The 20,384-nt window shown below is 62.0% G+C and carries 13 protein-coding genes; 6 read left to right on the top strand and 7 right to left on the bottom strand.

Going from position 1 to position 20,384, the window contains the following annotated elements; translation table 11 throughout:
• Positions 1–8 precede the first annotated feature (8 nt).
• The 6 genes from EFR00_RS09510 to hemA all read right to left on the bottom strand — a co-directional run bounded on the left by EFR00_RS09510 (position 9) and on the right by hemA (position 7,623).
• Positions 9–1,931, bottom strand: coding sequence for a glycoside hydrolase family 127 protein (locus EFR00_RS09510; RefSeq protein WP_077992076.1), 1,923 nt, complete (start codon positions 1,929–1,931; stop codon positions 9–11).
• Positions 1,932–1,946: 15 nt separating this feature from the next.
• A complete protein-coding gene (locus EFR00_RS09515) occupies positions 1,947–2,810 on the bottom strand; it encodes a carbohydrate ABC transporter permease (RefSeq protein WP_077992078.1) in 864 nt (287 codons plus the stop codon).
• Positions 2,807–3,724: a carbohydrate ABC transporter permease gene (locus tag EFR00_RS09520; RefSeq protein ID WP_077992081.1), complete on the bottom strand. Its 918-nt coding sequence runs from the start codon at positions 3,722–3,724 to the stop codon at positions 2,807–2,809. Before EFR00_RS09520 ends, EFR00_RS09515 begins: the two co-directional genes overlap by 4 nt.
• Before the next feature lie 75 nt (positions 3,725–3,799).
• Positions 3,800–5,038, bottom strand: a complete 1,239-nt coding sequence (locus tag EFR00_RS09525) for an ABC transporter substrate-binding protein (RefSeq protein WP_039622559.1) — start codon at positions 5,036–5,038, stop codon at positions 3,800–3,802.
• A 54-nt stretch (positions 5,039–5,092) separates the two neighbouring features.
• On the bottom strand, positions 5,093–6,070 hold the full coding sequence (locus EFR00_RS09530; RefSeq protein WP_039622561.1) for a LacI family DNA-binding transcriptional regulator: 978 nt from the start codon (positions 6,068–6,070) through the stop codon (positions 5,093–5,095).
• Positions 6,071–6,408: 338 nt separating this feature from the next.
• The gene (hemA, locus tag EFR00_RS09535; protein ID WP_010059967.1) at positions 6,409–7,623 is read right to left on the bottom strand and encodes a 5-aminolevulinate synthase; all 1,215 of its coding nucleotides are present in this window, start codon (positions 7,621–7,623) and stop codon (positions 6,409–6,411) included.
• A gap of 326 nt (positions 7,624–7,949) precedes the next feature.
• Between hemA and EFR00_RS09540 the strand changes: the two genes are divergently transcribed.
• From EFR00_RS09540 to EFR00_RS09550, 3 genes are all read left to right on the top strand, one after another.
• Complete coding sequence (locus tag EFR00_RS09540) at positions 7,950–8,207, top strand: YMGG-like glycine zipper-containing protein (protein WP_004679653.1); 258 nt, start codon at positions 7,950–7,952, stop codon at positions 8,205–8,207.
• A 169-nt stretch (positions 8,208–8,376) separates the two neighbouring features.
• Complete coding sequence (locus EFR00_RS09545; protein WP_183738728.1) at positions 8,377–10,305, top strand: autotransporter assembly complex protein TamA; 1,929 nt, start codon at positions 8,377–8,379, stop codon at positions 10,303–10,305.
• Positions 10,306–10,371: 66 nt separating this feature from the next.
• On the top strand, positions 10,372–16,794 hold the full coding sequence (locus EFR00_RS09550) for a translocation/assembly module TamB domain-containing protein (RefSeq protein WP_077992085.1): 6,423 nt from the start codon (positions 10,372–10,374) through the stop codon (positions 16,792–16,794).
• A 65-nt stretch (positions 16,795–16,859) separates the two neighbouring features.
• Here EFR00_RS09550 and EFR00_RS09555 read toward each other — a convergent pair whose 3' ends face one another.
• The gene (locus EFR00_RS09555) at positions 16,860–17,297 is read right to left on the bottom strand and encodes an Lrp/AsnC family transcriptional regulator (protein WP_009990797.1); all 438 of its coding nucleotides are present in this window, start codon (positions 17,295–17,297) and stop codon (positions 16,860–16,862) included.
• Positions 17,298–17,419: 122 nt separating this feature from the next.
• Between EFR00_RS09555 and rocF the strand changes: the two genes are divergently transcribed.
• From rocF to EFR00_RS09570, 3 genes are all read left to right on the top strand, one after another.
• Positions 17,420–18,355, top strand: coding sequence for an arginase (rocF, locus tag EFR00_RS09560; protein WP_077992088.1), 936 nt, complete (start codon positions 17,420–17,422; stop codon positions 18,353–18,355).
• Positions 18,356–18,372: 17 nt separating this feature from the next.
• Complete coding sequence (gene rocD, locus EFR00_RS09565; RefSeq protein WP_077992090.1) at positions 18,373–19,572, top strand: ornithine--oxo-acid transaminase; 1,200 nt, start codon at positions 18,373–18,375, stop codon at positions 19,570–19,572.
• A 197-nt stretch (positions 19,573–19,769) separates the two neighbouring features.
• Positions 19,770–20,246 carry a chemotaxis protein CheW gene (locus EFR00_RS09570; protein WP_007632607.1) on the top strand — a complete coding sequence of 159 codons (477 nt, stop codon included), beginning with the start codon at positions 19,770–19,772 and terminating at the stop codon, positions 20,244–20,246.
• The last annotated feature ends 138 nt before the right edge of the window (positions 20,247–20,384 follow it).

The raw sequence follows: 20,384 nt of genomic DNA on the forward strand, positions 1-20,384 counted from the left end.
CAAACGACCTATTTGCCCGACTGGACCCAGACGAGCATCTCTCCGGGCGCACGGTTGTCCCACAGATGATAGGGCACGAAGCGCGCCGTGGCGACCCGCCGTTCGGCCGGCGCCTGGCGGTAGAGCGGTGTTCCCCAATTCGACGTCTCCTCGCGCTCGACCTTGAGATCAACGGCGACGGCATCGTTGAGGTCCTTCAGCACGACGGTTTCGGCGGCCGGCAGCGCGCGCGGCAGGACGATGGCGTTGAGATCCTCGCCATTGTCAGTCGTTTCCACGCAGTAGACGAGCGGGCCGCGCATCAACGCGACGCGGCCGGCATCCTGGCGCACCTTCGGATTGGCATATTGCGGTCGAAGCGAAAGCGGCAGGTGAAGGGCGACGCGATCTCCATCGGCCCATTGCCGATCGATCCTGGCATATCCGTCACGCATATGGGTGCTGAGGTCGAGCATCGTTCCATTGACGCTGAGGCTTGCGCCCTCCGCCCAATCGGGAATGCGCAGCGACAGCGCGAATGCCGCCGGCTTCTTCAGCCTGGTGGAAAAGGCCACCGCACCGTCCCACGGATAGTTGGTAGTCTGCTCCAGTTCCACTTCGGCGCCGTTGGCAAGTTTCAGCCGCGCGGTGCTCTCGCCATAGAGATGCACGGCGATCTCGTCGTCGGCAACGGCATACATGTACGAGCCAATCGACGTCACCAGCCGGGCTATGTTGGGCGGGCAGCAGGGGCAATGGTGCCACTTCCACCGGTGGTGTTTGCCCGCACTCTCGAGCGGGTTGTCATAGAAGAAGGTCTTGCCGTCGGTCGAAAGCCCGGGCAGCGCGCCATTGTAGAGCGCCTGTTCCATGATGTCGGCATAGCGGCGATCCGGACCGCGTCCGAGCATGCGGCTCGCCCAGAACACCAGGCCAACGGAGGCGCAGGTTTCCGCATAGGCCGTGGCGTTGGGCAGGTCGTAATAATCGGTAAAGCCTTCATTCGACGCGGCCGGGCCGATGCCGCCGGTGATGTACATCTGCTTGGTCGTCAGGTCGTCCCACAACGTTTCCAGCGCCGCCGTCAGGCTGTCGTCCCTGTATTCGGTGGCGATGTCGGCCATGCCCGAATAAAGATACATGGCGCGCACGGCGTGGCCGACGACTTTTTTCTGCTCGCGCACCGGCTGGTGCGCCTGCCCATATTCATAGGTCTTCTGATGATAATCGGACAGGCTGCGGCCGTCACGAACGGCCTCGGCCGTGAAGAAATGCGGCTCGGTGCCGCGTTCGTCGATGAAAAATTTCGACAGGTCGAGATATTTCTTCTCGCCGGTGACGCGGGCGAGCTTGACCAGCGCGAGCTCGATCTCCTCATGGCCGCAATAGCCGGGGATCTGGCCTTCGCCATGCCCGAAAACCTCGATCATGTAATCTGCATAACGGCACATGATGTCGAGCAGCTTGCGCTTGCCGGTCGCCTGATAATAGGCGACCGCCGCCTCCATCAGGTGTCCGGCGCAATAGAGTTCATGATGATCGCGCAGATTGGTCCACCGGCGGGATGGTTCGACACGCTGGAACCAGGCGTTCAGATAGCCGTCCTTGTCCTGCATCCGCTCATACATGTCGATGATCTCGTCGGCGCGCGCCTCGAGCTTCGGGTTCGGCCGGCGGTAGAGTGAATAGGCGATGGTCTCGATCGACTTGCCGAGGTCGGAATCCCAGAACATCTGCGTCGTCCCGCCCCAGGGCTGAATGGGAATGACGACACCGGGGCTCGGCTGATTGACGTCGATCGCCTTGAGCATGCCGGCCTCGACGCAGCGGTCGAGCAGTGTCTCGGCGGTGGAATTGCAGACGGCATCCTGCCATTTGCCCCAGAAGCCGCCGAGATCGACATAGGGAACGGCGACGGGACGGAACTGGCGGTCATTGCTTGATTTGGTCATGGCCTCGACTTTCTCTCATTTCACCGCGCCGGCCATCAGCCCGCGCATGTAGTAGCGTTGCAGGAGCAGGAAAACGATCAGGCATGGGATCGTCATGACGATGACGCCGGCCTGGACCGCTCCCCAATTGATGGCGCCGAGGCGGCCGGCGCGGACCGCCGTCATCAGCACCGGCAGGGTGTATTTCTCGTTGCTGGAGAGCAGCACCAGCGCGGCGAGAAACTCGTTCCAGGCATTGAGGAAGGCAAAGATCGCCACCGTCGCGACGCCGGGCAGAACCAGCGGCAGGAGAACACGCGCCAGCAATTTGAGATCGCGCGCCCCGTCGATGCGGGCGGCCTCCTCGATCTCCTTCGGCACGGCGTCGAAGGCGTTGCGCATCATGAAGACCGAGAAGGGCAGCTGCAGTGTCACATAGACGAGTGTCAGCCCGAGCAGCGAATTGTTGAGGCCGAGCTTTGCCAGAATGATGAAGAGCGGCGTCAGGATCGACTGGAACGGGATCATCAGCGTAGCGATGATGAGCACGAAGAGCGCATTCTTCATCGGGAAGCGGTAACGGGAGAAGCCGTAGCCGGCGAGCAGGCTGACGAGCACAGTCAGTACGACGGTAGCAACCGACACGAACAGCGAATTGATCATGTGCCGCCAGATGCCGGCGCCGAAGGTATCGAGCAGCGCATAGGCATCGAAGCTGATGCCTGATGTCGGCCAGGGCGGCAACGGCGGCAGGCTGGCTTCCGTGCCCTGCCGGAAGGAGGCGAGCAGCGTGATCGCGAATGGCGCTAGGAAGAAGATCGAAATGGCGATGCCTGTGAGATGATAGACGGACTTCACGCGCATCGCTTTGCGCGCCCGGAGTTCCCTTGACGTCGTCATGGACGCTCCTCCCCGACGCGCAGCAGCCAGAGCTGCACGATGCTGATCGCCACCAGGATGGCGAGAAGCGCGATGGATAGCGCTGCGCCATAACCCAGGTTGAACGACACGAAGGACTGATTGAAGATGTAATAGACCACCGAGATCATCTTGTTCTGCGGTCCGCCCGACGTCATGATGTAGAACTGGTCGAAGGCGAGGATCGAGCCGGTAACCGAGACGATCAGCGCCAAGGCGACCGTCTTGCGCATCAGCGGCAGCGTCAGATGCCGGAAACGCTGCCAGCGGCCGGCGCCGTCGATGCGGGCCGCCTCCGTCAGTTCGGACGGAATGGCCTGCAACCCGGTCAGAAGAATGATCATGGTGAAGCCGGCGATCTTCCAGACAACCATCACCACGACAGTCAGAAACGCGGTATCGAAGGTCGCCAGCAGATTGGGGCTCTTTTCCAGAAGGCCGAGCGCCTTCAAGGCCGGGCCAATGAAGCCGCTATCGACATTGGCAAGCCAAACCCAAAGCAGCGAGGCGGTGGCAAGGCCGACGACGACGGGCAGAAAGATGATCGTGCGGTAGGCACTGACGAACTGCCGCTCCTTTTCGACGAAGATGGCGAGCGGAAAGGCGACGGCGAAGATCGCGATGGTGACGATCACGGTGTAATAGGCGGTGAAATTCAGCGCCGACATGAACCGCGTATCGTTGACCATGCGGTAATAGTTGTTGAATCCGATCCAGCGCGACGCCCCCATCAGCGGCCAGTTGTGCAGGCTCATCCATCCCGTGAACAGAACCGGCATGATGAAGAAGACGATGACCAGCGCCATAGCAGGCGCGATATAGGCAAGGCCGCGCCAGTTCGATCTGCGCCGTCGCCTGCGCCGAGGCAATAGAATCTCTGAGCCGGAACCGGTCATCGAAACGCTCCGCATCTTTGAATTGGAATTGGCCGGGAAGCTGCCACCGCTCCCCGGCCGCGACCGTGGGAGAGTTTACTGGCCGCTATCGATGATCGATTGCATTTCCGACTGGGCACTTGAAAACGCGCCGTCGACATCGTCGCCGAAGATCGCCGCGTTGGTGAAGCTTGCCCATGGGCCGTTGGCGCTGTTGATCAGGTCGTTGAACTGCAGCGTATAGGGCGTCTTGGCGACGCTGATCGCCTTGAGGCCGACCTGCATACGCGGATCGAGGCCCTCCAGCACCTTGTCGGCAATATCACCGCGCGTCGGCAGGCTGCCATATTTCGCCATGATCTTCTGGCCGTCCATCGAATAGATATATTCGAGGAACTCCTTCACCGCGTCGATCTTCTTCGTTCCCTTGGTGATGACGAAGTTGTCCCCGCCGGCAAAGGACGAAGGTTTGCCGTCGACGCCCGGAATAAGGGTGACGCCGAAATTGATCTCGGGATGCTGGGTCACCAAAGTCCCGATGGCAAAGGCGCCGAGGCTTTGCTGCCCGATCTTGCCGTTGGTGAAGGTCAGGAAGTTCGTGCCGTTGTCGCTGGCCGCACCCGCCGGCACCAGATCCTTCTTGACCATGTTGCGGTAGATATCGACCGCCTTGCGCATCTGAGGCGTATCGAGCGTTGCCGTCTTGCTGTCGGCCGACAGGATGTCGGCGCCGGCACCCCAGACGAGCGGCGTAAAGGTGAAGATCATGCAGCCGCCGCAGCCGCCGCCGGAGAAATAGAAGCCGTAAGTGTCGTCACCCAGCGCCCGGATCTTCTCGGCGTTAGCGGTGATTTCATCCCAGGTCGCCGGCGCTTTCTCCGGGTCGAGACCGGCCTTCTTGTAGAGATCCTTGTTCCAGGCGAAGACCGAAGTCTCGACCGAGAGCGGCAGACCGTAGATCTTGTCCTGATAGGTGCCGAGGCGGACATGCGACGGCGACAGCGAATTGAAATAGGGAAGCGATTTTGCCCAGTCCGTCAGGTCTTCCAGCTGGCCGGCCGCGGCAAAGGCGGGATTATAGATCAGATCCATCGACAGCGCATCGGGCGCTTGCCCGCCGGCGATCGCGGTCGCATATTTCTGCACCAGTTCGGAGAACGGCACTTCGGTCATCACGACCTTGTTCTCATGGCTGGAATTATAGGCTTCGACGACCTTCTTGAAAGCGTCGCCGATCCCCGAGCGAACCCACATTTCGACATTTTCGGCAGCCGACGCAGCCGAAAACAGGCACAAGGTAGCGATGCCGGTCGCCGCCAATAGACGCTTGATCATGACATTCCTCCCAATATGGCGCATCTCCTCGCGCCTTCGCTCATTCCCTTGCTTTCACTTCCCGGGGGCTTCGCCCCCGCATGACTGCCGGACGATCAGCCGGCACGGCAATTTTCTGACACCCGGCTCGACGAACCGTCCCTCCGCAAGCGCCAGCACCGTCAATCCGGCCTGCCGCCCGAGCTCCTTCAGCTCCATATCCACCGTCGTCAGCGGCGGCCGCGTCTGAGCCGCGACGATCTCCCAATTGTCGAAGCCGATCACCGAGACGTCCTGGGGCACCTCGATGCCGCGCTCACGCAGCGCGTCGACGGCGCCGCGGGCGATCTGGTCGTTGCCGCAGAAGAGCCCGTCCGGCTTCTCGCCCGGCCTCTTCCACAGCTGCTCGACCGCCTCATGGCCCCAGCTTTCCGACCAGACGCCGTAAAGCACGGGCTCACGATGGCCCGCCACCTGGTGATAGGCGCCGGCCCGTTCCCGAACCGAAAAAAACTCCTCCGGGCCGGTGATATGCGCGATCCGCCGCCGCCCGATCTTCGCGAGCCATTCGACCGCCAGTTTCGCGCCCTGTTCGTCGTCCGAACGAAAGGTAACGCTGTTCTGCGTCCCCTCCGTGAAGGCGTAGACGACGGGCACATGCAAATTCGACAGATCGACGGGCAGACGCCTGTCCAGCCGCTTGCCGGTCGCAATGATGCCGTCGACCTGCTTGTCCAGCATCGCATCGACATGGGTCTGGGCGAGCGCCGGATCGTCTTCGATGGCGCACAGGAAAACCGAAACCCCATGATCGACGAGCGCGTCCGAAATGCCCGCCATGACAGGCAGCGTGAAACGGCCGTAAGTGTCGTTCGTCAGCAGTCCGATGGTGAAGCTGCGCTTGCTGAGCAGACCTCTCGCCAGGGCATTCGGCCGATAGCCGATTTCGCCGGCGATCCGCTTCACCCGCTCGCGAGTTTCCGCCCCCATCCGGCCGGTATCGTTGAGCGCCTTCGACGCCGTCGAAATGCTGACCCCGGCCGCCGATGCCACCTCATGGATGGTGATCCTGCCTCTTTTCCCTCCCGTTAGGTTCAGAGCTTCCTCCTTCTGAAGTTGGATTGAGAAAAGCTTTTACCAAGTCCACTGTCAAGTGAGAAAAGGTTTTCTCGTGCAATTCGGAAGGCCGGCATCGACGAGGTGCTGCACGGTGATAAGCAAGCGCCCGGACTCTGAGACCGATGGGTCACGTCCCAATGCACCAGCGCCGGATGGCACTGTGCAGGCCGAAAAAGGTTTAGGGGCGAAGTCTCACGGCCGCAAAACCAATCGCGGCCAGAATCTCGGATGGAGATTCTGGCCGCGATTCGAACCGGACGATGTTGAGAGAATCAGGCGACGTGCCTTGCCAGCGCGCAGCGCGACCAGAGCGAATGTAGCGCCTCGACGAGATGGGCGATATCGGCGTCGGAATGCAACGGTGTCGGCGTGATGCGCAGCCGCTCGGTCTTCTTCGGCACTGTGGGATAGTTGATCGGCTGGACGTAGACACCGCAATTGTCGAGCAGCAGGTCGGAGATCCACTTGCACTTGGCGGCATCGCCGACCATCACCGGCACGATATGGCTGGGATTGTGCATATGCGGAATGCCGCGCTGGTCGAGCAGCGAGCGCAGCTTGCGCACCCGATCCTGATGGCGGGCGCGCTCGAACTGGCTGACCTTCAGGTGCTGGATCGACGCGACCGCGCCGGCGGCAAGCGCCGGCGGCAGCGCCGTGGTGAAGATGAAGCCGGAGGCAAACGAGCGGATGAAGTCGCAAAGGGCGGCCGACGCGGCGATATAGCCGCCCATCACTCCGAAGGCCTTGCCGAGCGTGCCCTCGATGACGGTCAGCCGGTCCATCAGCCCCTCGCGTTCGGCAATGCCGCCGCCGCGCGGGCCGTACATGCCGACGCCATGGACCTCGTCGAGATAGGTCATCGCCCCGTATTTGTCGGCGAGGTCGCAGATCTCCTTGATCGGGGCGATATCGCCATCCATCGAATAGACGCTCTCGAAGGCGATCAGCTTCGGCGCCTTCGGATCGGCGGCCTTGAGCTTGGCTTCTAGATCGGCGACGTCATTGTGCTTCCAGATCACCTTGCCGCATTTGGCGTAACGGATGCCCTCGATCATCGAGGCATGGTTCAGCGCATCGGAAAAGATGATCAGGCCGGGGATCTTGGCGCCGAGCGTGCCGAGTGCTGCCCAGTTGGAGACATAGCCCGAGGTGAAGATCAGTGCCGATTCCTTGCCGTGCAGGTCGGCGAGCTCACGCTCGAGCAGGACGTGATAGTGGTTGGTGCCAGAAATATTCCGGGTGCCTCCCGCACCCGCGCCACAGTGGTCGATAGCGGCCTTCATCGCCTCGATCACTTTTGGGTTCTGGCCCATGCCGAGATAGTCGTTGGAGCACCAGACCGTGACGTCCTTTTCGCCATCGGCCGTATGGCGCGTGGCGCGCGGGAAGTGGCCGCGCTGACGCTCGAGATCGGCAAAAACGCGGTAACGGCCCTCGGCATGAAGCCCGTCCAGCTCGCTTTTGAAAAACGCTTCGAAATCCATCATATGCTCCAGTATCACGCGGCCGTTCTTGCCGACCGGACGTCCGCGCGTCAATGCTTACCCTTTGCTTTAACATCAACTGCGGCAAAAGGCCCAGTTTTTTGAATGATTCCAGATAAAAAAATACGCGAGCGCGGATCACTCAACTGATGCGGCATAGACGAAATGGAATCGCGAAAACCGCTCGGCAGCGACAATGCCCATATTGCAAAAAAATCGGGCCAAGAGTGGACAACCCTTTCTTCCGACATAGTTTTCGGACTAGCGTGGCGAAAAAAGACTAGGGACGGCCTATGCCCATCGGGCGACAACCCAGGAGAAAAGTGATGAAGAAAGCTGTCATACTCGCATTGATCGGCCTGTCGATCGCAAGCTGCACACCGACCCAGCAGGGCGCCGGCATCGGCGCTGCATCCGGTGCTGTCATCGGTGGCGCAGTCACCGGCAATGTCCGTGGCGCGGCAGTCGGCGCGGCGATCGGCGGCGTGTCCGGCGCCCTCATCGGCAGCGTCGCCGAACAGCCCGGCCAATGCTATTATCGCGACCGCTACGGCCGCCGCTACATCGACGCCTGCCCGCGCTGAGAGCGCTTGCACACCGGCCAAATCAGGAAATCCCGGACACACGTCCGGGATTTTTTGTGCTAATTTAGTGCGCTGGCAATTTAAAATGGTACACCCCGCGCGATTTTGCCGCTAAGCTGTTCACGGCTGGGCAACGAAGCTTCATTGTAGACGTAACCAAAAGCGGCGTATGCGGATTAGAGGGATAAGCCCGAAAACAGGTACTGCGTATCGGCGAACAGGCACCATGATGGTGGTCGCAGCGGCAGCTGCTTTCTCACCGGTCCTGATCGGCGACGCTTATGCCTTCAAGCTTTTCGGCATCACTATCTTCGGCAAGGACGAGGACGACGCTCAACAGGTGCCTGATCCGGTGCGCTATCAGGTCGAACTGAAGGCCGACACCGCCGATCCTGATCTCAAGGAAGCGTTGGAGAACAGCTCCCGCCTCGTCAGCGACCAGAAACAGCCGGTCTCCGGCGATCTCGGCATCGTCGTCAAGGCGCGCGACGACCGCGAAAGACTGATTGCCGCCCTGTATGAAAAGGCCCGCTACGGCGGCGTGGTGACGATCACCATCGACGGCCAGAACATTGACGACCTGCCGCCCAATCCGACCTTCGACCGCTCCGGGCCGATTCCCGTCACCGTCGACATAACCCCGGGCCCCGTCTTCAGGGTCAGGGAAGTGCAGTTCGGCGGTGACGCCGCAGACCGCAATCCCGCCGATTACGACCTTGCCCCGGGCGCCGAAGCCGGTTCGCTCGCCATCATCAAGGCCGGCGATAAGATCGTCGAACAGCTGAAGACCGAAGGCCGGCCCTTTGCCAAATTGACCGAGCGCAAGGTCGTCGCCGACCACAGAAGCGATACCGTCGATATCGTGCTTTCCGCCGAGGGCGGGCCGGTCGCCCCGATCGGCGATGTCGGCGTCACCGGCGAAAAAACCGTGAGGCCGGGCTTTATCCAGCGTTATTCCAGACTGAACAAAGGCGACGCCTATTCGCCGGAAACCCTGAAGAAGGCCGGTGAGCGGCTTCGCGCCCTCGGCGTCTTTTCGAGCGTCACCATTCATGAGGGCGATGCGCTGGCGCCGGACGGCACGCTGCCGATGACAATTGAGGTTTCCGAAGGCAAGAGGCGCTATTTCGGCGTCGGCGCCCAATATTCCACTACCGACGGCTTTGGCGTCCAGGGCTATTGGGGCCACCGCAACCTGTTCGGCGAAGCCGAAACGCTGCGGATCGAGGGATCGGTATCACGGCTCGGCGAAACCACCGATGTCGGCAGCCTCGACTATTCCGCCGGCATCCTTTTCACCAAGCCCGGCGCCTTTTTCCCAGCCGCCACGCTGAAGGCCGGCATCGTTGCCAAGACCCAGAATCCGGATGCTTATAGCGCGACGCTCATCACCGCCTCGCTTGGCCTTTCCTATGAGTTGACCGACAAGGACACGATCTCGGCGAGCGGCGAAGTCAGCTGGGAGCGCGATGACGACGCCTTCGGCACCAACGACTATCTGACCTTCACCTTGCCGATCCAATACGATCGCGACGCGCGCGACGACAAATTCAACCCGACGGAAGGCTATCGCGCGACGGTTTCGGTAAAGCCGGGCTACGAGATCTTCAACGCCACACCCTATGCAGCGTTCGAGGGCTCGATCTCCGGCTATCTGCCGTTCGGGGCCGAGGATCGCCTCGTGCTTGCCGGCAAGGTCGCCGCCGGCGTGCTGATCGGCGGCGGCGGGATCGAGGACATTCCCGCCACGCAACGGTTCTTTGCCGGCGGCGGCGGTTCGGTGCGCGGATACAGCTATCAAGAAATCTCGCCTTACAACGACAATGGCGACGCCACCGGCGGCCGCTCCTATGTCACGGCTTCGCTGGAGGCCCGCATCAAGATCACCGATACGATCGGCCTCGTTCCCTTCGTCGATGTCGGCACCGTATCGGACAGCACCTTCCCTGGTTTTTCCGATATCCGCGCTGGCGCCGGCGCTGGAATACGATATGCCACACCTTTCGGCCCGCTGCGGCTTGATTTTGCCGTGCCGCTGAACAAGTACGAAGATGGCACAGATTATGGAATTTACGCCGGCATCGGCCAGTCCTTCTAGGACCGCGATTCCGCTGTCATGTCCGATCTGTGAGCCGTCATGAAAACGGGGGTAGTGTCCGCGCCGATGCAAACGCTGGCAAAAATCGTCAACTGGATCATACGGCTCACCGGCTATGCCGTGGGCGCCACATTGATTCTCGCCGTCGCAGCGCTTGCGATCTTCGGCTTCACCTCTTTTGGCGCCCGTATCGTCACCGAAAAAATAGCCTCCACGCTTTCCAATCGCGACATGACGATCGAGGTGCGCGAACCGGAAGGTCTGTTGACCGGCGGGCTTCGCGCCGCCGAGATCTCCATCTCCGACACGAGGGGCGTTTTTGCTGAGATCCACGGCGTGGCCATTGACTGGAATCCGCTGGCGCTGCTGACGGGAACCTTCCACGCCAAGCGCTTCGAGATCGAAGCGATCGACGTACTGCGCAAGCCGGTGCGCACCCTGCCCTCCCGGCCCGATGCCGAAAATTCCGGCGGCTTCTCTCTCCCGATCAAGATCGACGTCGACCAGGTTGCGCTGCCCAATATCAAACTTGCCGAAGCCTTTGCCGGGCGCGCCTTTGCCCTCGCCGCCGAAGGCAGCCTCTCGGCAGCTGGCGACGGCGGCGAAGCGATCGTCAAAGTCAGCCGCCACGCGGTCCCGGATGCGCGGCTTACCGCCGATATCGCCTATGCGCCGGCCGAAAACCGGCTGCTGCTGAAGGCACAGCTTGCCGAGCCGAAGGGCGGGCTGCTCGCAGGCTTCCTCGGCCTGCCGGACAGTCCCGCCGTCAACATCGACCTCGACGGCCAGGGACCGATATCCGACTGGAAAGGCAAACTGCAGGCGGCGCTCGACGGACAACAGCGGGCCGCAATCGAAGGCCGGCATGCGATCACCGCCGACGGGCTGCACCATCTCGACCTCAAGGGCGGGGGTGACCTGAGTTCGCTTCTGCCGGCAGCATTCCGGCCGCTTTTCGCCGGCCAGACCAACATCGATCTTGCCGCCACCTTCAACGATCATGGCAAGATCGACATCCAGACGGGCAATGTCGCCACCGGCAGCGTCGTCATTGCCGCATCCGGCACGCTTGATCCGGCCGGCAACAATAGCCTCAACGCCAACCTGCTCGGCCCGTCCGGGCCTGTCGATTTCCGCTGGCCGCTCGCCGAAGGCGAAGCGCGCTTCCTGATATCCGGTCTCAACCTGGCGCTGACCGGCGACTCGCAAGCCGCCCGGCTGAGCGTCAGCGGCTCGCTCGACAGCGCGACCCTCCCGCAGGCCGATATCGGCAACGTCAAGCTGACGGCAAAGAGCGACGCCTTCAATCTTGCCGCCCGCTCTGGCAGCGTCCAGCTGCGCCTCGTCGCCGGAGACGCGACTTTTGCCGAGCCGAACCTCAACCGTGCGGTCAAAGGCCCTATTACCATCGCCGCGCCGCTGCAGATCGCGGCCGGCAGCATTGGTTTCAATGGCACCACCGTCGAAAGCGCCAATATCAACGGCAGCCTCAACGGCTCCTACCGGCTGACAGACCGCGCTCTGACCGGCAATGTCAAGCTGATCATCGCGCCGGCGGCTCTGCCGGCTGCGGCGACAAGCAGGTTCGACGGTCCTATTTCTCTCGAAAGCCAGGTGGCGGGCACCGTCCCGTCGAAATTCGCGCTGTCCAACCTCGTCGTCAATTCCGGAACGCTCGAAGCTGCTGGCAACGTCGCCCTCGACGGCTCGACTTTGAACGCCGATCTCTCGGGCCGGCTGCCCGATATCGGCAAGCTGATGCCGGGTGCAAGCGGCGGAGCAGGCTACGCAGTGCGAATCGGCGGCGAACTGCCGGCAATTGCGGTGACGGCCAATCTCAAGGCCACCAGCCTTCAAATGGCCGACCGCACGCTCGCCAATCTTAATGTCGACCTGTCGGGTGTCGCCGATCCGAAGGCGCCACAAGGCAAGATTGCCGCCACCGGCACGATCGACGGCCAGCCGATCGACGTCAACGGCGATATCCGCTCGGAGAACGGCAGGATGAGCATTCCGGCACTGACCGCCGACATCGGCGGCAACCGGCTGACCGGCAATCTCGAATTTTCACCCTCCCTGACGCCCTCGGGCGCATTGACTTTCGATTTTCCCAATATTGGCCTGTTGGCTGCGCTCGGCGGACAGAAAGCCGAAGGCGATCTCAAGGGATCGCTCGACATCGCCGGCGATGATGGCAAGGTCGCCGTGAAGCTGCAGGCGACCGGCGCTTCGCTTCGCCGCGATACACTCGCCGTCGTCAAACCCGAGATCGACGTCACGGTCAGCGATCTCGGCGCCCTTGCGGCAAACGGCACGGTCGGGGCTGAGGAGGTGAATGCCGGCGCAAACAGTCTTGCCGGCCTTTCGCTGGCTTTCACCAAGCAGCAGAATCAAACCGACTTCGATCTCAATGCCGCCTATGATGGCAATCCGGTGCTGGCGACCGGCAATATCCAGACGGCGGACGGCACGATCGACGTAAACCTCGATCGTTTCTCGGCAAGTCCGCGCAACATCCCGCTCGAGCTTGACGCAGCGGCGCAGGTCAAAATCGCCGGCGGCGCCGCCAGTCTGAACGGACTGACGCTGAAAACGGGCACCGGCTCCGTGAGCGTCACCGGTTCGGCCGGGCAGACGCTGAAGCTCGATGCCGTCATCAAGGAGCTGCCGGCAGCACTCGCCAACGGTTTCGTGCCCAACCTTTCGGCTGGCGGCACGATCTCCGGAACGATCGCCGTGACGGGAACGCCGGCCGCACCCATCGCCGACTTCAAGCTTGACTGGAAGGATGCGACGACGGGCCAGACCAAGGGGGCCGGCTTGGCGCCGCTCGGCATCACCGCCGGCGGCAAATTTGCCGACAGGAAGCTCGATTTCGACACGACGATCGGCAGCGCCGACGGCCTCTCGCTCAAGGCGGCCGGCAATGTCGACCTCGCCGATCCGGCGGCGCCGGTGCTCGATATCGACGCCAATATCCTCAACTTGCCCGCCGGTGTCGCCAATGGTTTTGTTCCCGATCTCGCCGCCGAAGGCACGATTACGGGAAGGGTGAACGCCGCCGGCTCCCTCAAGGCTCCGACCACAAATTTCGATCTCGCGTGGAAGAGCGCTGCGACGAGCCACACCAAACGCGCCGGTCTTACGGCTCTTGATGTGACCGCGTCCGGCAAATTCGCCGACAACACGCTCGATTTTGATGCCGCGGTCAGCGGCGCCGACAGCTTATCGCTGAAGGCAAACGGCAACGTCGAGGTCACCGGGACGACAATCGGCAGCGCCAAGATCGACGCGACACTGGCCAATATCCCTGCAGCTGTTGCAAACGGTTTCGTCCCCGATCTCGCAGCCGCTGGCCTTGTCTCCGGAACGGTCTCGGCGAGCGGATCCCTTGCCGCCCCGACCGCCGATTTCGATCTCCATTGGCAAAATGCCGTCACCAGCCACACCAAACGCGCCGGCCTCGCCGGTCTCGGCGTGACGGCATCTGGAAAATTCGCCGACAACAAGCTCGGTTTCGACGCTGCGGCCAGCGGCGCCGACGGCCTCTCGCTCAAGGCAAACGGCGATGTCGCCATTACCGGTAAGACGGTCGGCGCCGCCAAGGTGGATGCGACCTTGGCAAATATCCCGGCAAGTATCGCAAACAGCTTCGTCGCCGATCTTGCTGCCGAAGGCTCGGTCTCGGGAAAAATCTCGGCGGCAGGCTCGCCTTCCGCGCCGACCGCCAATTTTGATCTCAACTGGAAAGAGGCTGCAACGAGCCACACCAGGCGTGCCGGGCTTGCCGCTCTCGGCATTACCACATCGGGAAAATTTGCCGAGAACAAGCTTGATTTCAACGCAGCAGCCCTTGGCGACCAGGGCCTCTCGCTGAAGGCCGTGGGCAATGTCGCCCTCGCCGGCACGGCGATCGACAGCGTGAAGCTCGATGCCGAGATCGCCAAACTCCCCGCCGCTCTCGCCAATGCCTTCGTTCCAGGGCTGGCGGCCGGCGGCACGATATCCGGCACCATGTCTGCGGCCGGCACACCCGCCGCACCGAAGGCCGATTTCAAGCTCGACTGGACGGATGCCGCAACCAGCCACACCAGGACCGCCCAACTTTCCGGTCTTGCGCTTGCCGCCTCGGGCCACCTCGCCGACAATAAGCTTGATTTCAACGCCAATCTCGGCGGCAAGGACGGCCTCTCGCTGAAAGCTGCAGGCAACGTCGCGATATCGGGCGCCTCAGTCAGCAACCTTGACGTCAAGGCCGATCTCGCCGATCTGCCGGCGAGCCTTGCCAACGGCTTCGTTCCCGGCCTTGCGGCGGAGGGCACGGTGTCGGGAACGGCATCCGCCTCAGGCGCGCTTCCCAAGCCCGCCGTCGACTTCAAGCTCGACTGGAAGAACGCCGCAATCGCCCAGACCAGGAGCAGCGGTCTTTCCGGTCTCAGCGCCGCGGCATCCGGCAAATTCGCCAATGACAGGGTCGATTTCGATGCCAACCTCGCCGGCAAGGACGGCGTGCTGGCTAAGGCGACCGGCGGCGTCACGATTGCCGGAACGGCCATCCGCGACCTTTCGGTCAATGCCGATATTCCCGCCCTGCCGGCAAATATCGCCAATGCCTTTGTTCCCGGTCTCGGTGCTGAAGGCACGCTTTCGGCAAGCGCCGTCACATCGGGAACGCCGGCTGATCCGATCGTCGATTTCAAGCTTGACTGGAAGGATGCCGCGACCAGCCACACCAAGGCTGCCGGCCTCTCCCGTCTTGCGCTGGCGGCCACAGGAAAATATGCCGGCGACAGGCTCGATTTTGATGCTGACCTCCGCGGCAGCGGCGGCATTAACCTGAAAGCCGCCGGCAGTCTTTCCATTGCAGGCACATCGATCCGATCGATCGACGTCACGGCAAACGCTGCCAATGTTCCGGCTGCCATCGCCAACGGCTTTGTTCCTGGTATCGGCGCCGACGGCACGATCTCGGCGAGCGCCAAGGCGACCGGCACGCTGTCCTCCCCCGCTGTCGATTTCAAGGTCGATTGGAAGAACGCCGCGACGAGCCAGACCAAGGGCGCCGGTCTTTCGCCGCTCAGCATCGGGGCCTCCGGAAAGCTGGCCGGCAGCAAGCTGACCGTCGAAACCAGTCTTGCTGGTGACGCCGGCATGTCGCTCAAGGGTGGCGGCAGTGTCGTTATATCAGGCAATCGAGCTCTTGACTTGCGCTTCAACGGCAATGTTCCTTTCGCGGTGCTAAGCACCCCGCTTGCGCAGCAGGGCCTGGTCGCCGACGGGGTCGCCACCGTCAATCTTTCGATCGGTGGAACGGCGGCAGCACCTGTCATCAACGGCACGGTCTCGACCAATGGCGCCAAACTTGTCGACGTCAGACGCAATCTTGCCGTCAACAATCTCGCAGCCACCGTCACCTTCAATGGCACCCAGGCCGTGATATCGCGCCTCAGCGGCAATCTCGGCGGCGGCGGCACGATTTCGGCGAGCGGCACCATCGGTATCCAGCCGGCCGGCGGCTTTCCCGCCGACATTTCGATCAAGCTCGACAAGGCGGTTTATGTCGACGGAACCCTCGTCGTCTCGACCGTCAACGGGACAGTGGGCCTGCGCGGACCGATCATGAGCGCCACGCTGAGCGGCAAACTGCGGCTGGACAAGACCTCGATCACCGTCCCGGAAAAATTGCCGACCTCCCTCAGCGAAATCGACATACGGCACAAGAACGCACCGCGGGCGGTGCTTGCGCAGCTGCGGGATGGCGGCGGACGGAAAACCGGCGAGAAATCTTCCGTCATCACCCTCGATCTCGAAATCGACGCGCCCTCGCAAATCTTCGTGCGCGGCCGTGGCATCGATGCCGAGCTCGGCGGCCGCGTGACGATCCGCGGAACGGCCGCGGCACCCATCGTCACCGGCGGTTTCACCATGCGCCGCGGCCGGCTGACCATTCTCAATCGCCGTCTGAACTTCTCCGACAAGAGCAGGATCACCTTTGCCGGTGATCTGACACCGGCGCTCGACATGGAAGCCACCTCCACCTCCGGCACGACGACCCTGACGGTTGATGTGGCCGGCCTCGCCACCGATCCTTCGATCACCTTTTCCTCCTCGCCGCAGCTGCCGCAGGACGAGGTGCTGGCGCAGCTGATTTTCGGCCAGTCGATGTCGAAGCTGTCGCCGGTGCAGATCGCCCAACTCGCCGATGCCGTCAGCCAGCTGGCCGGCAACCGCTCCACCTCGCTTTTCGAAGGCTTGCGCAACCAGCTCGGCGTCGACGATTTCGACGTCAGCACCGACGAGAAGGGCCAGACGAGCGTCAGCGTCGGCCGCTATCTCAACGACCGCACCTATTTCGAACTGCAGCAGGGCGGGGCGGCAGGCGCCAAGGCGATCATCAATCTCGATGTCGGCCGCGGCGTTAAACTGCGCGGCGCCGCCGGCGGCAACGGGGCGGGCGAAGCCGGCATCGTTTATGAGCGTGAGTATTGAGGCGGCTTACCTTTGTTTTGCGCAATCCCGGACGGAAAACCGCTTCGCACTTTTCCTGGATTGCTCTAAAAACCCGTCTTGCTCGTCTTCAAGAGAATATTGGTCTCGGTCGAGTTGATACCGTTGATCAGCCGGATGCGGCGTAGCGTCTCGTCAAAGGAAGCAAGGTCGCGATCCTCGAGTTCGGCGACGAAATCCCATTTACCGTTGGTGCTGTGAAGGGCGCGGACCTGCGGCAGACCTCGCAACTGATCGGCCACCCTGTCGGCCAGCTTGCCGAGCACCTCGATCATGACGATGGCGCGCACGCCGGCCGATCGCGTCTCGTGGCTGGTGCGAATGGTGAAGCCGACAATGGTGCCGCTGGCGACCAGCCGGTCGATGCGGGCGGCGACCGTTGCCCGCGATGCACCTGTTATCGCCGCAAGCGAGGAGACGGAAATGCGGGCATTGTGGCGTAGTGCGCTCAAGAGTTCGGTATCGAGATCGTCCACACTGATCACTCTGTCAAAATAGCTTTATCAACCTGCGCAATCATAATCCATTTCTGCCACTTTTCCATCTTTTTGCCGGCAGCCCTTTATCCCACTATCGGCCGAAACAGGCCTCAACACGGAGCCCTCGCATGAATGTCCAATCGCGATCTGTCACCCTCATCGGCGCACCGCTGGAGGAAGGTTCCGGCCGAAGAGGCGCTGCCATGGGTCCTGCGGCGCTGCGCATTGCCGGTGTAGACCAGACGCTGATCGATCTCGGCCACGATGTCGCGGATAATGGCGATCTCAGGATCGTGCCGGCGATGGACCTGCCGAATCATTCCAAGGCCCATAATCTGAGAATCGTCGGCGCCTTCACCCGCGCGCTCGAAAGCAGCGTCTATGAAGTCGCCGCCTCCGGCCGCTTTCCGCTCATTCTCGGCGGCGACCACAGCCTTTCCATGGGCACCGTATCCGGCATGGCCCGTTATGCCGCCAGCAAAGGCCGCCCGCTCTTCGTGCTCTGGCTCGATGCCCATGCCGATTTCAATTCTCCCACCACCTCCCCCTCCGGCAACATGCACGGCATGCCCGTCGCCTTCTTCTGCGGCGAGGCGGAGTTCGCCGAAATCCTGCCGAAGGATCGTCCCTTCGTCGACCCGAAGCATGTCTTCCAAGTCGGCATCCGCTCGGTCGATGCGCGCGAGCGCGAAGAAATCCACGAACACGGTGTCAACGTCTTCGATATGCGTGCCATCGACGAACAGGGCATCGGCGCCATCATGCGGGACATTCTCGACGTCGTCGCCAAGGCGAACGGCCTGCTGCATGTCAGCCTCGATCTCGATTTCCTCGATCCCGACATTGCCCCCGGCGTCGGCACGACGGTGCCTGGCGGCGCGACCTTCCGCGAAGCCCATCTTGTCATGGAGATGCTCTCGGACAGCGGTCTCGTCTCGTCGCTGGATCTGGTCGAGCTCAATCCGTTTCTCGACGATCGCGGCAAGAGCGCCCGCATATTGGTGGAACTGACGGCCAGCCTCTTCGGCCGCCGCATCTTCGACCGTCCGACACGCGCCGCATAGACCAGAGGGGAAGGACCATGAACGCTTCGGAAAAATTGATTGCGACGGAACAGCGGCTCGGCGCCAATAATTACAAGCCGCTCGACGTGGTGCTGACGCGCGGCGAAGGCGTTCATGTCTGGGATACCGACGGCAATCGTTATCTCGATTGCCTTTCGGCCTATTCCGCCGTCAACCAGGGCCATTGTCACCCAAAAATCCTTGCCGCCATGGTCGAGCAGGCGGGCCGGCTGACCCTCACCTCCCGCGCCTTCCGCAACGACCAGCTCGCCTATCTCTATGAAGAGCTGGCGGCGCTCACCGGCTCGCACAAGATTCTGCCGATGAATTCCGGCGCTGAAGCCGTGGAGACCGCCATCAAGGCGGTGCGCAAATGGGGATACGAGGTCAAGGGCGTGCCGGAAGGCCAGGCGGAGATCATCGTCTGCGCCGATAATTTCCATGGCCGGACGCTGAGCATCATCAGTTTCTCCACCGATCCCGACGCCCGCACCGGCTTCGGCCCCTACACGCCGGGCTTCCGCACCATTCCCTTCGGCGATGCCGAGGCCTTCGAGGCCGCCATCAACGGCAATACGGTCGCCGCGCTGATCGAGCCGATCCAGGGGGAAGCCGGCGTCATCATCCCGCCGGCCGGATATTTTACCCGCATCCGCGAGCTTTGCACTGATAACAACGTCACCCTCATTCTCGACGAGATCCAGACCGGTCTCGGCCGCACCGGCAAACTGCTGGCGGAAGAGCATGAAGGCATCGAGGCCGATGTGACACTGATCGGCAAGGCGCTGTCCGGCGGCTTCTACCCCGTGTCGGCCGTGCTTTCGAATACCGAGGTGCTGGGCGTGCTGAAACCCGGCCAGCACGGCTCGACCTTCGGCGGCAACCCGCTCGCCTGCGCGGTGGCGCGCACCGCGCTGAAGGTGTTGACGGAAGAAGGCATGATCGAAAACGCCGCAGCGATGGGCGGCTATTTTCTCGAAGGTCTGAAGTCGATGCGCTCGAACATCGTTCGCGATGTGCGCGGCCGCGGTCTGATGATGGCCGTCGAGCTGGAACCAGAAGCGGGCGGTGCGCGGCAATATTGCCATGCGCTGAAGGAACGCGGCCTTCTCGCCAAGGATACCCACGACCATACGATTCGCCTCGCCCCGCCTTTGGTCATCACCAGAGAACAGGTGGATTGGGCGGTTTCGCAGATCGAAAAGACCATAGGCTGACGTAAATCGAGATTGAAAACCTGGCTAATCCGGTTTCCGATTTAGATTTGGGCAACACTCTTTCGCTAATGTCGTCGTAACCGTAACGATGCTTCGCCGAATGCAAAGCCATCGCGTGGTGTGAAGGCAAAGCTCGTCAGCGCCAATGGGGGCGCACCCGCTTCTGCTTTGGCTTACGACAGTTGGGAAGAATTCTAATGGCCACGATCAATTCCACTAGCTTCAGCGGCGATACGCTCGAGATCATTGCCTTCCGCCTGCATGATCAGGAATTCTGCGTCAAGACCACGACCATCCGCGAAATCCGCGGCTGGGCGCCGTCGACGCCGATCCCGCACGCGCCGGCCGATGTCATCGGCGTCATGAACCTGCGCGGCTCGGTGATTCCGATCATCGACCTTGCTTACAAGCTCGGCATGAAGAGCACCGTCGCCAACGAACGCAGCGCCATCGTCGTCGCCGAAGTTCACAGCATGGTGATCGGCATGCTCGTCGACCGCGTCTCGGATATTCTGACCATTTCGTCCAGCCAGGTCCAGCCGGTGCCTGAGGTGACCGCCTCGTTCGACCGCGCCTATTGCGAAGGCATCATCGCTTCGGAGAATGGCATGATCTGCTTCCTGAACCTTGCCAAGATGTTCAAGGAAAACGAGACGGACGAACTGGCGGCCTGATCGCATCTAGACAACACAATACTGAAAACCGCCCCGCTCCGGGGCGGTTTTTCTTAGGCCCGAAAGCAAACCGCACTGATATTATATTATTAGCAGTAGCTTTAATACACAATATTAACCACGCTCCCTCAGCATGGA

This window comes from Rhizobium sophoriradicis (genome assembly GCF_003939025.1).
Taxonomy (GTDB): Bacteria; Pseudomonadota; Alphaproteobacteria; order Rhizobiales; family Rhizobiaceae; genus Rhizobium; species Rhizobium sophoriradicis.